Origin of the sequence: Curtobacterium sp. MCLR17_044, assembly GCF_003234435.1 — a bacterium.
GTDB lineage: Bacteria > Actinomycetota > Actinomycetes > Actinomycetales > Microbacteriaceae > Curtobacterium > Curtobacterium flaccumfaciens.
In genome coordinates this window covers 133502-148206 of record NZ_QKTC01000006.1, presented here as the reverse complement: position 1 = coordinate 148206, position 14705 = coordinate 133502, and the positions used below count along the sequence as shown (strand labels likewise).

13 protein-coding genes are annotated in these 14705 nt (G+C 71.3%); 10 read left to right on the top strand and 3 right to left on the bottom strand.

What is annotated here, in order from left to right; all coding sequences use genetic code 11:
* Positions 1-45: 45 nt before the first annotated feature.
* Together sucD and sucC are read right to left on the bottom strand one after the other, a co-directional pair.
* Entirely contained in the window at positions 46-933 is an 888-nt protein-coding gene (gene sucD, locus DEJ04_RS05945; protein WP_111046507.1) for a succinate--CoA ligase subunit alpha, read from the bottom strand.
* Between the two features lie 11 nt (positions 934-944).
* Positions 945-2114 (bottom strand): ADP-forming succinate--CoA ligase subunit beta, encoded by a 1170-nt coding sequence (gene sucC, locus DEJ04_RS05940; protein WP_111024796.1) that lies wholly within the window; start codon positions 2112-2114, stop codon positions 945-947.
* Between the two features lie 223 nt (positions 2115-2337).
* Here sucC and DEJ04_RS05935 point away from each other — a divergent pair, with 223 nt between their 5' ends.
* The 6 genes from DEJ04_RS05935 to DEJ04_RS05910 all read left to right on the top strand — a co-directional run bounded on the left by DEJ04_RS05935 (position 2338) and on the right by DEJ04_RS05910 (position 6995).
* Positions 2338-3969 (top strand): RecQ family ATP-dependent DNA helicase, encoded by a 1632-nt coding sequence (locus tag DEJ04_RS05935; protein WP_111046506.1) that lies wholly within the window; start codon positions 2338-2340, stop codon positions 3967-3969.
* 242 nt (positions 3970-4211) lie between these two features.
* Positions 4212-4511: a hypothetical protein gene (locus DEJ04_RS05930; protein ID WP_035809242.1), complete on the top strand. Its 300-nt coding sequence runs from the start codon at positions 4212-4214 to the stop codon at positions 4509-4511.
* Between the two features lie 57 nt (positions 4512-4568).
* Positions 4569-4934: a hypothetical protein gene (locus DEJ04_RS05925; RefSeq protein WP_146248650.1), complete on the top strand. Its 366-nt coding sequence runs from the start codon at positions 4569-4571 to the stop codon at positions 4932-4934.
* Positions 4931-5770: an oxygenase MpaB family protein gene (locus DEJ04_RS05920; RefSeq protein WP_181437746.1), complete on the top strand. Its 840-nt coding sequence runs from the start codon at positions 4931-4933 to the stop codon at positions 5768-5770. The genes DEJ04_RS05925 and DEJ04_RS05920 overlap by 4 nt, the downstream gene beginning before the upstream one ends.
* Before the next feature lie 5 nt (positions 5771-5775).
* Positions 5776-6384, top strand: a complete 609-nt coding sequence (locus DEJ04_RS05915; protein ID WP_071404663.1) for a hypothetical protein — start codon at positions 5776-5778, stop codon at positions 6382-6384.
* On the top strand, positions 6384-6995 hold the full coding sequence (locus DEJ04_RS05910) for an FHA domain-containing protein (RefSeq protein WP_111046503.1): 612 nt from the start codon (positions 6384-6386) through the stop codon (positions 6993-6995). Before DEJ04_RS05915 ends, DEJ04_RS05910 begins: the two co-directional genes overlap by 1 nt.
* A gap of 108 nt (positions 6996-7103) precedes the next feature.
* Here DEJ04_RS05910 and DEJ04_RS05905 read toward each other — a convergent pair whose 3' ends face one another.
* Entirely contained in the window at positions 7104-11519 is a 4416-nt protein-coding gene (locus tag DEJ04_RS05905; protein ID WP_111046502.1) for an FtsK/SpoIIIE domain-containing protein, read from the bottom strand.
* A gap of 107 nt (positions 11520-11626) precedes the next feature.
* Here DEJ04_RS05905 and DEJ04_RS05900 point away from each other — a divergent pair, with 107 nt between their 5' ends.
* The 4 genes from DEJ04_RS05900 to DEJ04_RS05885 all read left to right on the top strand — a co-directional run bounded on the left by DEJ04_RS05900 (position 11627) and on the right by DEJ04_RS05885 (position 14328).
* Positions 11627-11923, top strand: a complete 297-nt coding sequence (locus tag DEJ04_RS05900) for a WXG100 family type VII secretion target (protein WP_071404660.1) — start codon at positions 11627-11629, stop codon at positions 11921-11923.
* Between the two features lie 107 nt (positions 11924-12030).
* Entirely contained in the window at positions 12031-12360 is a 330-nt protein-coding gene (locus DEJ04_RS05895) for a DUF6507 family protein (protein ID WP_128780490.1), read from the top strand.
* A gap of 2 nt (positions 12361-12362) precedes the next feature.
* Positions 12363-13946: a WXG100 family type VII secretion target gene (locus DEJ04_RS05890; RefSeq protein WP_146248649.1), complete on the top strand. Its 1584-nt coding sequence runs from the start codon at positions 12363-12365 to the stop codon at positions 13944-13946.
* 28 nt (positions 13947-13974) lie between these two features.
* Positions 13975-14328: an SseB family protein gene (locus DEJ04_RS05885; protein WP_111046500.1), complete on the top strand. Its 354-nt coding sequence runs from the start codon at positions 13975-13977 to the stop codon at positions 14326-14328.
* The last annotated feature ends 377 nt before the right edge of the window (positions 14329-14705 follow it).

The following is a 14705-nucleotide window of genomic DNA, read 5'->3' as shown; positions in this document are numbered from 1 at the left end:
CGGTTCAACCGACGAACACCGGTGTTTTGCGGAACGGGCTGGCCGCTAGCGAGCGGCGACGACCTCGCGCAGCAGCGCGGCGGTCTCGGACGGCGTCTTGCCGACCTTGACGCCGGCGGCCTCGAGCGCCTGCTTCTTCGCCTCGGCGGTACCGGCCGAACCGGACACGATCGCGCCGGCGTGCCCCATCGTCTTGCCCTCGGGGGCCGTGAAGCCCGCGACGTAGCCGACGACGGGCTTCGTGACGTGCGCCTTGATGAACTCGGCCGCACGCTCTTCGGCGTCGCCACCGATCTCACCGATCATCACGATGGCCTCGGTCTCGGGGTCGGCCTCGAACGCGGCGAGCGCATCGATGTGCGTCGTGCCGATGACCGGGTCGCCGCCGATGCCGATGGCGGTCGAGAAGCCGAGGTCTCGGAGCTCGTACATCATCTGGTAGGTCAGGGTGCCGGACTTCGAGACGAGCCCGATCGGGCCCTTGCCGGTGATCGTCGCCGGGGTGATGCCGACGAGGGACTCCCCCGGGGTGATGATGCCCGGGCAGTTCGGCCCGATGATCCGGGTCGTTCCTCCCTTCGCCTTGGCGTGCGCCCAGAACTCGGCCGAGTCCTGCACGGGGATGCCCTCGGTGATGACGACGACGAGCGGGATCTCGGCGTCGATGGCCTCCATCGCCGCGTCCTTCGCGAACGCCGGCGGGACGAAGACGATCGAGACGTCGGCACCGGTGGTGTCGATGGCCTCGCGCACCGAGCCGAAGACCGGCAGCGACACGTCGCCGTGGGTGACGGTGGTGCCGGCCTTGCGGGCGTTCACGCCGCCGACGACGTTCGTGCCGGCCTTGAGCATCAGGGCGGTGTGCTTCGTGCCCTCGCCACCGGTGATGCCCTGGACGATGACCTTGGAGTCCTTGTTGAGGAAGATCGACATGGTCAGTCCCTTCAGGCCGCTGCGGCGGCGAGTTCGGCGGCCTTCTCGGCCGCATCGTCCATGGTCGCGGCGACGGTGACGAGCGGGTGCGCTGCCTCCGCCAGGATCCGACGACCCTCTTCCACGTTGTTGCCGTCGAGGCGCACGACGAGCGGCTTGGTGGCCGCGTCGCCGAGGATGCCGAGCGCGGCGACGATGCCGTTCGCGACGGCGTCGCACGCGGTGATGCCGCCGAAGACGTTCACGAAGACGCTCTTCACCTGCGGGTCGCCGAGGATGACGTCGAGGCCGTTGGCCATGACCTCGGCCGAGGCGCCGCCGCCGATGTCGAGGAAGTTGGCGGGCTTCACGCCGCCGTGGCGCTCACCGGCGTAGGCGACGACGTCGAGCGTCGACATGACGAGCCCCGCGCCGTTGCCGATGACGCCGACCTGGCCGTCGAGCTTGACGTAGTTCAGGCCGTGGGCCTTCGCCTTGGCCTCGAGCGGGTCCTCGCTGGCGGTGTCCTCGAGGTCCTTGTGGCCCTCGTGGCGGAAGTCGGCGTTCTCGTCGAGCGAGACCTTGCCGTCGAGTGCCAGGATCTGGCCGTCGCCGGTGCGGACGAGGGGGTTCACCTCGACGAGGGTCGCGTCCTCGCCCTTGTAGACGTCGTAGAGCTTGACGAAGACGTCGGCGACGGCGTCCTGCAGCTCCGATGGGAAGTTCGCCTGCCGAGCGATCTCGAGCGCGGCGGCCTTGTCGATGCCCGTCAGCGGGTCGACCTCGACCCGGGCGAGCGCCTCGGGCTTCTCGACGGCGAGCTGCTCGATCTCCATGCCGCCCTCGACGCTGGTGAGCGAGAGGTAGGAGCGGTTGGCCCGGTCGAGCAGCACGGAGAAGTAGAACTCCTCGGCGATGTCCGCACCCTGGGCGACCATGACGCGCTGGACGGTGTGGCCCTTGATGTCGAGGCCGAGGATGGCCTGCGCGTGCTCGAACGCCTCGTCCGGGGTCTTCGCGACCTTCACGCCGCCGGCCTTGCCGCGACCGCCGACCTTCACCTGCGCCTTGACGACCACGACGCCACCGATCTTCTCGGCCGCCGCCTTCGCCTGCTCGGGGGTGTCGGCGATGATCCCCTGCAACACGGGGACGCCGTAGGACTCGAAGAGGTCCCTGGCCTGATACTCGAAAAGATCCACGCTGTTCTTCTTCCCGCACGGTTCGTGCGATCGGCATCGGTTTCCCGGTCGCGCACTCCACATCGAGGGTCGCTCGATGTCGAGACAACGGCCGCCACGCAGCCTAGCGCTGCTCGGTGGACGGCCGGTGCACGGATGCCAGGCCACGGTCCGCCCCGACGCGCATGAGCCGCTGCGCGCACCGCTGGGACCGGCCCGAGCTGGCGCTCGGCACTGTGGATCGGTGCAACCCGAACTCCGTACCCGCGCCACCGAGGTCTTCGGCTGGAAGCTCCGCCCCGACCAGGAGTCCGTCATCGACGCGGTGCTCGAGGGCCGCGACGCCCTGGCGGTCATGCCCACCGGATCGGGGAAGTCCGCGATCTACCAGGTCGCCGGCCTCGGGCTGGACGGCCTCGTCGTGGTCGTCTCCCCGCTCGTGGCGCTGCAGGAGGACCAGGTGGTCGGGCTCGAGCACCATCCCGACGCACCCAGAGCCGTCGCCCTGAACGCCACGAAGAAGGCACGGGACGTCGCCGACGCGTGGGACGCCGTCGCCGCGGGCGAGGTCGGCTACGTGTTCCTGGCCCCCGAGCAGCTGGTGAAGGACGACGTGCTCGAGCGCCTCCGCGACGCCGGGGTCGCACTGGTCGCCGTCGACGAGGCGCACTGCATCTCGTCGTGGGGTCATGACTTCCGACCGGACTACCTGGCGCTCGGCGAGGTCGCGGAGCGCCTGGGCCGCCCGCCGGTGCTCGCCCTGACCGCGACGGGCTCCGCTCCGGTGCGGGACGACATCGTCGAGCGGCTCGGCATGCGCGACCCGTTCGTGCTCGCCTCGGGGTTCGACCGTCCCGGCATCCGGCTCGAGGTGGTCCGGCACGCCGAGGACGCCGAGAAGCGCCAGGCCGTGGTCGACCAGGTCGCCGAGCTCGACGGGCCGACCGTCGTCTACGTCGCCACCCGCGCGGCGACGACGGAGTACGCCGACGCCCTCGCCGCCCGCGGTCGCCGCGCGCAGCCGTACCACGCCGGCATGCGGGTGGCGGAGCGCGAGGCCGTGCACACCGGGTTCCTGGACGGCAACGTCGACGTGGTGGTCGCGACGAGTGCGTTCGGCATGGGCATCGACAAGCCCGACGTCCGGTACGTCGTGCACGCCGACGTCCCCGAGTCGATCGACGCCTACTACCAGGAGATCGGGCGGGCCGGGCGGGATGCCGAACCGGCCGGCGCCACTCTGCACTACCGCGCCGAGGACTTCGGCCTGCGCACGTTCTTCGCGTCCGGCTCGCCGCGGCCCGCCTCGGTCCGGGCCGTGTTCGACGCCGTCCCGGCGACCGGCTCGATCGGCCGCTCCGCACTGGTGGAGGCCGCCGGCCTGTCGGCCCGCACCGCCGGTCGAGCACTCAACGCCCTGCTCGACGCTGGCGCCCTGCGCGACGACGTGGACGGTGTCTCCCGGGTGCCCGACGGCCCGCAGGACGCCGACCGTGCGGCACGTGCCACCACCGACCGTGCTGCCGAACGGGAACGGGTCGAGGAGTCCCGCATCGCGATGATGCGCCAGCTCGCCGAGACGACCGGGTGCCGCCGGCAGTTCCTGCTCGGCTACTTCGGCGACGAGTTGCCGGAGCCGTGCGGGAACTGCGACACCTGCTCGTCCGGCACGGCACGCGAGGCCTCCGCCCACGTCGCCGACGGTGCGAACGACGAAGCGTGGCCGCCGGATGCCCGCGTCGAGCACGCCGAGTGGGGCACGGGCGTGGTGATGAGCACGGAAGAGGACCGCATCACGGTGTTCTTCGAGTCCGCCGGCTACCGCACCCTCGCACTCGCCGACGTCGAGCAACGCGACCTGCTCGAACGCGTCTGACAGCGGCACGGACGAAGCGCACCGGCGGCCGGCGCACGGGCCCGGACGGCCCGGCCGGCCCGGGCGGGGAAGGCGCGGTCGCTCGACCACCCGTCGGCGACCGCGCTCCACTCCCCCGAGCATCGGCGATGCTGCCGTGGCGGTGTGACCGGAAGGTGACGCCCGGGTGAACACGACACGAAACCGGACGGCCGCCAAGCGCCGGCGGGTAGGCAGGAAGCCCGCAACGGAAAGGAACCACCATGAGCGACCCCGGCATCAGCCCCGTCGACGACTTCGAGTCCCAGCAGCGTCGCGACGACGACATCGACCGTGAGCACGTCGGCCCGTACGAGGTGGACGAGGCCGAGGAGTCCCTCGAGACGGTGACGAACGACGCGGTCGCCGGCGAGACGGTGGAGCCGCAGCCCGGTGACGGCTCCGACGACGGTCCGACCGGCGGATCCCCGCGCGAGGGCTCGCCCGACCTGTGGGAGCACGAGAACGAGCAGGACGAGGACCGCGCCGACCTCGGCAACGACCTCGGCACGAAGCCGCTCTGAGCGCTGATCTTTGAGCTGATCAGGCTCCCCCGGAACACGGCTCGGTAGCATCGGGCCGTGTTCCGACGAGTCCGCTCCAGCGTCCGCAGCATGCCCTCGGCAGCGCGGCTGCTGGCGGTCGCGGCGATGCTGCTGGTCGCCGCCGCGGCACACCTCGCCGCCCGCTCGGAGCCCGGTGGCCGCTGGGTGCCGCTCCTCGTCGTCGGCGTCGTCGGTGCGGTCGTCACCGGATCACCGACCCGCCTCTGGCCGCTCCCCGCGATCTGGCTCGTCGCGACGCTCCTCGCCCTGACCGGTGACGCGCCCGTCGGTGCCTCGTCCGCACTGGTCGCCCTGGTCGTCGGCGCGGTCGCGCTCCTGGCGGCGATCGCCGCGGACCTGTGGCCCGTCCTGCGGGCGCGACGCCGACGGGGGGCGGCGTGACCACCCCACGGCCTGGAGGCGCGACACACGACCCGCACCGTGCCTCCCGTCCGCCTGCTGGGCGCGTCCACGACCGTCACCTGCGTCGGTTCCTCGCCGACAGCACCCCCGTGGCCGCGGGCGGCCGCGCCATCCTGCTGCAGATCGCCGACCCGGTCGTCGCGGCCGGTGTCCGACGGCACTCGGACTTCGCCCGGCGACCCCAGCAGCGGCTCGCGCACACCCTGATGTTCGTCTACGCCGTCGTCATCGGCACGGAGACCGACTCGGCGACCGCGGCCGGCTTCGTCAACCGTGCGCACCGGCCCGTCGCCGGCGCCGACGACGTCGACCGGCAACTCTGGGTGGCCGCGACCCTGTTCGACTCCGCCCGGCGGGCGCACGACCTGTTCGGCACACGCGTCTCCGCGGCCCGCGCCGAGCAGGTCCTCGCCGCCTACGCCCCGATCGCGACCGCGCTGCGGGTGCCGCCGGAGCGTTGGCCGACCTCGGTGGCGGCGTTCGACCGGTACTGGCAGCGGACGCTGGAGGGGCTCGAGGTCACCGACGACGCCCGTGGGGTCGTCCGCGACCTGCTGCACCCGCGGTTCGCGCCGCTGTGGGTGCGGGCGGCGATGCCCCTCGTCCGCATCGTGACCGTGGGGATGCTGCCGGAACGGGTGCGCACGGCGTACGGCTTCGCCTGGGGGCCGCGGGAGGAACGGCGTTTCCGGCGCACAGTCCGTGTGGTGGCCGGGGTGCGGGCGCTCGTGCCGAGGGTGCTGCTGCGGCTGCCGGGTCCGCTGCTGCTGCGTGCGATGCGGCGGACCGCGAGGCGGTACGCCACTGTACGGTAGCGGGCATGTCGGTCGACCACTTCGCCATCACGGTCCCGCGGTCCTGGTTCGAGCTCCCGGTCGAACCGGAACGCCGCGACGACCGGATCAGCGCCCTCGTGCAGGAACGCATCGAGGACCACCGGGAACTGTGGGACCACCGCACCGAGATCGTCCGGGTGCTCCGCCGGTTCGCCCGCTCGGCGTGGGACAGCGGCGCGCGGTACTGCGCCGCGTTCGCCGAGCCGAGCGAGGACGGCATCGTCTCCGGTGCGCTCACCGTGACGGTCCTGCCCGCGCCCGAGGCCGGCGGCGACCCGCTCGCCGCGCTCACCGACCACGTCGCAGCACTCGGCGGTGACGACGACGGCATGCACGTCGACGTGCACGAGGTCCCCCGCGTCGGCCGGGTGCCGCGCGTCTGGGGTGTCTCGACGGTGCAGGCACCGGACGGCCGCGGGTCGTTCGACGTCGTGCTCATGCAGACGTTCGTGCCCGCCGGCGACCAGGTCGCCCTGGTCAGCGTCTCGTCGCCCGCGACCGACCTGGCCGAGCCCCTGTACGAACTGTTCGAGACCGTGACCGACACCTTCGAGCTCATCGACTCCGCCGCGGTCGGCAGCGAGGCGTCCTGATGCGCCTCTGGCCGTTCCGGAAGAAGCGCAAGGTCGTCGAACCCGTCGTCGAGCGGGTCGGCGAGCGTGACCTGGCACAGATGGCCCAGCGTGGCGAGCTCGCCCGGTCGGTCACCACGCCACCGCCGGCTCCGCGTGCGAGTGCCGACCGGGTCCGGGCGACCGTGGCGCAGATGCCCGGCCGACCGCTCGGGTCGTCCGGCGGCACCACCGCCCGTCGTGACGCCGCCCCCGCCCGCCAGGCAGCGGCTGCCGTGCTCGTCCTCGACGGTGCCCAGCGGGTGACCGTGTCGGGTGGAGGGCTGATCGGCCGTGACCCCGCGAGCGCCCACCCGGACGGCGGTCACGCCCACATGATCGCTCTGGAGGACCCGGAGCGGCTGCTCAGCCGCACCCACCTGGAGTTCGGGTTCGGTGCCGAGGGCTCCCTCTGGGTGCTCGACACCGCTTCGGCGAACGGCGTCGAGCTGCAGCGCCCGGGGTTCCCCGCGGCGATGCTCGTGCCGTCGCAGCGCACGACCGTGCAGCCCGGCGACACCGTGGTGTTCGGTGGGCACACGCTCCGCGCCGAACCCGCTGTCGGACTCGTCAGCGAGACGCCGCTGGGCTGAGCGGGCCCCGGACCGGGCCGGCTCCGGGGTGCGCAGGCTCCGGACTGCGACCCCGCGGCCGGCGCCCCGCGGCCGGTGCCCCCCGCGGCCGACGACCCGCGACCGACGCTAGTCGCCGGCCGGTACCTGCACGAGTCGGAGCGCCTGGTCGGCGTCGTTCAGCAGCGCCCGACCCGCGACGCGGTCCTGGGTGACCAGGCTCTTCGACAGCTTCGTGCCGATCAGGTCGCCGTCGACGGTGCTGAGCGGCGCGAGCAACATGCCCCGACGGGCCTTCTTCGCGTCGACCTGCCAGCCGCGGAACCCGCTCGCCACGCCCTCGACGTCACCGGCCAGGACGAGCCCGACCGAGCGACCCCGGTCGGAGTCCATGATCGCCCGGAACACCGGTTCGGCCGGCGACTCCTTCAGGGCCTCGGCGTCGTCGACCAGCACGAGCGTGAAGCCGTCCGAGCCGGTGTCGATCGCGGCGGACAGCCCCTCGGCGCCGATGCCGCCGTCGGTCACGACCGTGACGCGAGGGGCTCCGTCGAGTGCTCGGAGCGGGGACTCCCGCGGTGTCACCGCGACGACCGACCCACCCGCCGACAGCACGTGGCGGGCCATCGCGACGAGCGCGGTGCTCTTGCCCGAGCGGGGGCTGCCGCCGACGATGAAGACCGGGGTGTCCTGCACGAAGTCGTGCGTGAACAGCCGGAGCTCGTCGCCGCCGACACCGAGTGCGACCCGGCCGACCGATGCCTCGGCCGACGGCAGGTACCGCACGGCGTCCGCGAAGGTGATGGAGCGCGGGAGCACGTCGATGCGGAACGGCTTCGGGGCGTCGGCCGGCACGTGCGCACGGACCTCGTCACCGATGCCCCGGAGCGCGGCGGCCTGGTCACGGCCCCCGAGTCCACCGGGCAGCACGGCGACCTGGGTCTCGGTCGCCGTGGCGTTGCGGAACCCGCGCCCGGGTGGGATCGACTCCGGCAGCTTCTTGCCGTTGATGCCCTCGTAGTTGTAGTCGCCACGGTCGGCCAGGGCGAGCAGCAGCTTCCGCTCCACCTGGCTCGACATCCGGCCGGACGTCAGGGTGCGGTCGCCGGAGACGACCAGGTGCACGCCGACGCCGACGCCCTCGCGCAGCAGGGTCTGGACGGCGTCGTGCAGCGCACCGTTCTCGGCGTCCGCCAGGGTCGCCATGAAGCTCTCCCACTGGTCGAGGAACACGACGATGTGCGGCATCGGCACGGTGCCCGCATCGGTCCGCTGCTCCGCGATCGACGAGTACCCGCCGGCGGCGAAGGCGGCCTGGCGCTCCTGCACCGTGCGGAGCAGGATGCCGAGCAGCCGTGAGACCCGGTCGGGTTCGTGCCGCTGCACCACGGCACCGCAGTGCGGCAGCGCCCCGAGGGCCAGCAGGGCACCGTTGCCGCAGTCGATCCCGTACATGTGCACGTCGCCGACGCCGAGCCGCAGGGCCATCGCGCCGGCCAGGGTGCGGAGCGTCTGGCTGCGACCCGAGCGCGGCGAGCCGATGACGAACAGGTGACCGTCCGCGTCGAGGTCGAACACCGCCGGGCGCTGCCGCTGGTCACCCGGGTGGTCCTCGACGCCCCAGGCGACCGCCAGGGGTGCCAGGTCGCCGGTGCCGGTCGCCTCGACGTCGTCGAGCCCGACGACCTCGCCGAGCGGCGGCAACCAGGGCTTCCGCTGCTCGGGGGTGCCGAGGGCGCGGGTGGCGTCGTCGATCGACGCGACGAGGACGCTCAGGTCGGTGACCTCCACGTCGCTGGCCGCGGCCTCGACGGCGGCCGGGCGGGGGGCTGGATCGCTGTACGAGGCGAACGTGAGCTCGCGGACCAGGGCGGGGCGGGCCTCCTGGTCGTCCGAGCCGGGCCGGCGCCCACCCACACGACCGGACTGGAACGGCAGCAGCGAGGCAGCGCCGAGCCGCACGTAGGCGCGCCCCGGGGTCGACTTGGCGATCCGCGCGGCGTCGTTCGCGCCGATGACGTCCTGGCTCTCCGACTGGTCGGTGACGCGCAGCGCGATGCGGAGGTTCGTGTTCGCGCGGATCTCGGGCGACACGACGCCGCCAGGACGTTGCGTGGCGAGGATCAAGTGGATGCCGAGCGAGCGACCGCGCTGGGCGATGTTCACCAGGCCCTTCACGAAGTCGGGCAGCTCGCGGGCGAGCGAGGCGAACTCGTCGATGACGATGAGCAGCCGCGGCAGGCTCGGGATCGTGTCCCCGTTCGCCGCGCGCTTGGCCTGCAGGTCCTGGTAGTCCTCCAGGTCCTTCGCCCCGACCTCGGCCAGAGCGTGCTCGCGGGTGCGGAGCTCGGCGCCGAGCGACTCGAGCGCGCGCTCGACCTGGTGCGTGTCGAGGTCGGTGACCATGCCGACCGTGTGCGGCAGGTCGACGCAGTCCTTGAAGGCCGCGCCGCCCTTGTAGTCGACGAGCACGAAGTTCATCTCGTCCGGCCGGTTCGCCACGGCGAGGGACGCCACGATCGTCTGCAGCAGCTCCGACTTGCCGGAACCGGTGGTCCCGGCGACCAGGCCGTGCGGGCCGTCGTTCCGCAGGTCGATCGCGAACGGCCCGTCGATCGACGCCCCCACCACGGCGGTGGTGCTGCGGCCGCCGAGCAGCCAGCGTGCCTGAACGGCCTCGGACGTCGGCGGTTCGAGCTGGAGCACGTCGAGCAGGCGAGCGGACGACGGGATGGCGCCGTCCTGCACGTCCGGGCTGGCGTCGACGATCGGGGACAGCGACCGGGCGACCCACTCGAGCCAGTCCTGGTCGACCAGGTCCGGGCGTGCGTCGTCGATGCGCTCGCTGCGCTGCTGGGTGACCCGCACCCGGTCGTCGCGGACGACCACCACGGCGTCGCACTCCTCGGGCAGGAGCCGCTCGTCCAGGTCGAGGCAGATGCTGAACACCCCGACCGACGGCCCCTCCTTGAGCACCTGCACGAGCGAGGGCATCGCGCGGAGCCGGCGTGCGCCGTCCATCACGACGACGATCTCGTCGGCCGGCGGGGTCTTCTTGCCGATCCCGGCTTCCTTGCGGGCGTCGATGATCGCGGCGAGCTCGGCGATCGCCCGCGCGGTCGACGCGGCGTTCGAGGCGATGCTCGTCATCGGCTGGTCCGCACCGTCGCGGCGGACGTGCGGCAGCCAGGACATCCACTCCCACAGCGACGTGCGTGTGGTGTCGGTGAGCAGCGTGAAGGTGACGTCCTTCGGACTCTGCAGCGTGGCGAGCTGCGCGACCACCCAGTTCGCGAGTCGTCGGGCGTCGTCGTCCGGACCGGCGATGCCGATCACGCCGCGCTCGGCCAGGCGGATGCGCACCGGCACGTCCGTCGCGTCCCACGCGACGGTCCGCTTGTGGGACAGCTGCTCCGGGTCCTCGATGGTCACCTCGGAGCGCTGCGTCGCCGTGCCGACGCGGACCAGCAGGTGGTCCGGATCCGTCCGGCGTCGCTCCCACAGGCGCGGCAGGGGCGTGACCGCCGTCTCGTAGACGGCGGCGGGGTCCGGCGCGCTCGCGATCCAGCGTGCACGTTCGGACTGGAGGCTCTCGGTCGCGTCCGCCTCGATCCGCGCCTTGGTGTCCTCGTACTCCACGACGCGTTGTCGGTACGTCTTCTTGCCCTGCCGGCGGCCCTGGAGGCCCGTGATGATCATCAGGATCGGCGACAGCAGGGCGATGAGCAGGTAGATCCAGCGACCGGTGGTCGACACGAACATGACCGCCATGCCCATCGGCGCCAGCGCCATCAGGATGGGGAGCGCCCGGGCCGGGGGCTCGGTCGGCGGCGGGGGCAGCTGGTAGCGGGTGTGCTCGTCCGGCGGCAGGATGCGCGGCGGCCGGTTGTACTCGAGCGACATGCCGTCGTCCGCCAGGGACAGGTGGGCGCCGCGGTTCGGGGCGCGGCCGAAGCCGAGCAGGACCCCGCCGACCGCGAGCTGTGCGGTCTCGGGCCAGTCGGTCTCCTCGGTGACCGGCTCGCCGTCCAGCAGCGCCCCGGAGTAGCCGTTCGCCGGGCGCACCTTCGCGCCGTCGGCCGTCACCGTGACGAGCAGGGCGATCTCCGGCACCGTGTCGGACCCCGACGCCTCGGCCTCGACCTCGTCCGTGGTGCTCACCGGAACCCGCACGTGCGCGGACGGTGCCGTGCCGATGGTCACCGTGCCGGTGCTGACCCGCACGATCGTCCCCGCGTGCAGCCCGGACACGATCCGGACCTCGGCGTCGGTCAGCGGGCGGAGCGGCGGCGGCGGCACCTGTTCGAGGCTCCGGCGCACCACCACGCCCTCGCGGACGCCCGACTCGGCGACCGACGCCGAGAGGTCGAGCGGCTGCTCCCCGACGAAGTACACGGGGGTCCGGCCGGAGGCGACGACGTCCGTGGCGATGAGGCGCTCGGCCTCGGCCACCAGCTCGCGCACCGCCCGGGAGTCGTCGCCGTCCACGTAGACGTTCGCGGTCTGGCCGCTCTCGCGGTCGACCATCGTGAACGTGAAGGTCATGGCATTCCCCCGTAGCGTTGACTTCGTGTCGCAGGACGATGGTAGTGTCCCCTGCAACACGCCCCGTTGGGGGGACAAACGAAACTCCGGGGAAAGGGAGTCACACCGTGGCGAACATCAACGTCTCGTACGCAGACCTCGAGGCAGCAGCCTCCGACCTCAAGGCGGGCCAGGCAGACATCGAAGACCGTCTGTCGGCACTGCAGCGCAAGATCCAGCAGCTCATCTCGGACGGCTACGTCACCGACAAGTCGTCGGTCGCGTTCGGCGAGTCCTACGACGAGTTCAACCGTGGCGTGACCCAGACGGTCCAGGGGCTCGAAGGCCTCTCCACGTTCCTCTCCAAGGCCTCGCAGACCCTGTCCGAGACGGACGAGTCGCTCGCCTCCGGCCTCAAGGGCTGACACCGTCGTCGACCCCGTGCCCCGCGATCGCGTGGGGCACGGGGTCGTCGCGGTTCCTGTGGCGCCGTCCTGACGGCGCCGGTTCGTGATCGGGGAGGGATTGTTCCGTGGCAGGCAAACTGCTGGTTGACCTGATGGGGCTCGGGGAGCTCCAGAACGACCTGACGACCGTGCACAGCACGCTCGAGCAGGCGCACAAGCGTGTCGACGCGTCCGACGACGAGATCGGTTCGGGGACGGTGCAGAACGCTCTGCACGACTTCGACCACCGCTGGGGCGACAAGCGGGACAAGATCAGCGAGTCGACGAAGGCGTTGGCGGACATGCTGAGCTCGTCCATCGAGACCTACACCGAGACCGACGAGCAGCTGGCACAGGCCCTGCAGGTCAACGACGAGAACGGCGGCGGCGGACCCGCTGCCTCGAGGGCGCAGTAGTCGTGGGGCGACCGTCGGGGTGGGACGTTGTCGATCAGGGTGATGATCCGGTCAAGGGTGATCCGTCGACGTTGCGGATGATGGCGCGGGAGTACCAGCGCATCTCCGACGCGGCCGATGACGCCTCGACCCGGCTGAAGTCGGTGAAGGGGTCCGGGTGGCTGACCGACTGGGAGGGTGAGGCCGCTGATGTGTTCGTCGACGCGATCGAGGACACCCCGTCGGACCTGACCAAGCTCGTCGATTCGTACGAACTCGCCGCGACGGCGTTGTCGGGGTGGGCTGACACGGTCGATGACACCCAGTACCGGGCTGATGGTGCGTTGGCGGATGCGAAGGACGCCACCGGGGACCTCGCCGCGGCGCAGGACCGGTTGGCGGATGCGCAGTCGACGCTGTCGCACTACGAGTCCGCGTCGAAGGACCTGTCGAAGGTCGCGGACAAGTACCCGGCGGGTTCCGACGTGCCGGACGGGGTGGATGTTCCCTCGCCGGCGCAGTTGCGGGCAGCGTCCGACAACGCGTCCGTCGCGCAGGGGTCGGTGTCGTCGGCGCAGGGGGACATCTCGGCGGCGCAGTCGCGGATCGATGCGGCGAAGCGGCTCGTGGCGGATGCGAAGGGTGATTGGCAGGACGCGGAGCAGCGGACCGCGACGAAGATCGGTGAAGCTGCCGACGCGGGCCTCGGGAAGCAGTCCACGTGGGACAAGATCTTCGGGTCCGAGGCGTGGGAGACCATCGTGTCGGTGGCGAAGGTCGTTGTGGCGGTGGGTGGGATCATCGCGATGATCATCCCGGGGCCGTGGACGTTGATCATCGCGGCGATCGCGCTCGTGGTGTTGGCGGACACGTTGTACAAGATGAGCAAGGGCGAAGCCGACGGGTGGGACCTTGCGTTCTCCCTGCTCGACTGCGTCCCCGCAGGCGGCGCGGTCGCCGCTGCAGCTCGAACCGCGCGTCTTGCTGAGGGAGCGACCAAGCTCGCAGCACTCTCCAACACTGCTGCGCGCGTCGTCGGAGCGGGGCAGAGAGCGATCACGGGCATCCGAGGTCTGAACACGGCGCTGAAGACCAAGGCATCCGTCGTGATCGAGCGCATGACTCAGGCGTTCCAGAAGGGCGAGCGCGAGCGTGCGTCAGTCGAGGGGATGGGGCACTCCTACTTCGACGCAACGAGCTACCACGCCTACTACGAAGCCGGCGACAGCACCATCGGCGCTCCCGGCGGGCCTTTCTTCCTCATGCCGGAAGAGGACGCTCTGCAGTACGTGCACAACCCCATCGATGCCATGGTGCAGACAGGCTTGGCCCCCTCTGTACGCCAGGCTGTGATGCACAATGAGCCTGTGTACGGGATTCGGTTCCCTCTGGAAGGAACCTCCCCCCGGCTCCCTTCGGCAGCGGATGCTGGTGGGAACCTCAACTACACGCCCGGGGGGCACACCGCCGTGGCGTTCGAGGAAGGGCACATGATCAACGAGACACGCGAGTTCGTGATCGACGGTGGTCGCCCAGTTCCGGCAGGGTCTGAGGTGTTCCAGCTCATGGACAACGGAGAACGAATGGTGGTCCGCCGCTTTGGATGAAGCTGCCCAGGTAGAACCCCGCAACCGGTTGGAACAGCTGATCCTTGAGGGACGGGCCGGGCGAGCGGACCAGTTTGTCGTGGCGGACGCGGTATGGAACACGCCGATTGCGGTGTCGTCAGCGACTCCCGCCAAGGGTTTCGAGGATCTCGCACCCGTGCTGTTCGACCGTGACGGAACCCCGATGGTGGCGGCGTTCTCCGATCCAAGCCGGATCGGTGAGGTCGGGGAGAAGGCCGGCTACTTCTTGCTCATGACGGGCGGGGAGCTTTTCCGCCGACTGCGCCCCGAGTTCGGCGTCGTCCTGAATCCTCGGACGTTCGAACTCGGCATGGAATTCCTGCCTACCTCCATTGCTGACTACATCCGGCGGCTGGGTTGAGGCCAGCGGCCGGACTCATCGAGCCAGGGTGCTCCGTCTGCACCGCGGCGACGCAACGTCACGGCCGCGTCGAGCTCTCCATCGGGGTGAGTCGGGTGCAGCAGAGTGAGTACTTCCGCTGCGTGGCTTGCGATACCTACTGGAGCCTGTACGACCGATCACTCGTCGTCGTTGGGGAAGAAGACATCCCTGACGACCTCCAGACATCCTGGCGCGATGACGACGGTAACCTCCGCGAAGCACCGCTCCCGCCCTACGTTCCTTTCGCGCGACACGCCGAACTACCTGCGGAGATCACCACCAGTACCCCGGTCCATGTCAAGAACTCGGGCGACACTACCGATCTCCCCTTCACGCACGACCTCGTCCGCGAGATC

Excerpts from the sequence above, each read along its gene's own strand:
- DEJ04_RS05915 (WP_071404663.1), top strand. The coding sequence starts at position 5,776 with ATGTCGGTCGACCACTTCGCCATCACGGTCCCGCGGTCCTGGTTCGAG.
- DEJ04_RS05930 (WP_035809242.1), top strand. The coding sequence starts at position 4,212 with ATGAGCGACCCCGGCATCAGCCCCGTCGACGACTTCGAGTCCCAGCAG.
- DEJ04_RS05910 (WP_111046503.1), top strand. The coding sequence starts at position 6,384 with ATGCGCCTCTGGCCGTTCCGGAAGAAGCGCAAGGTCGTCGAACCCGTC.
- DEJ04_RS05905 (WP_111046502.1), bottom strand. The coding sequence starts at position 11,519 with ATGACCTTCACGTTCACGATGGTCGACCGCGAGAGCGGCCAGACCGCG.
- sucD (WP_111046507.1), bottom strand. The coding sequence starts at position 933 with ATGTCGATCTTCCTCAACAAGGACTCCAAGGTCATCGTCCAGGGCATC.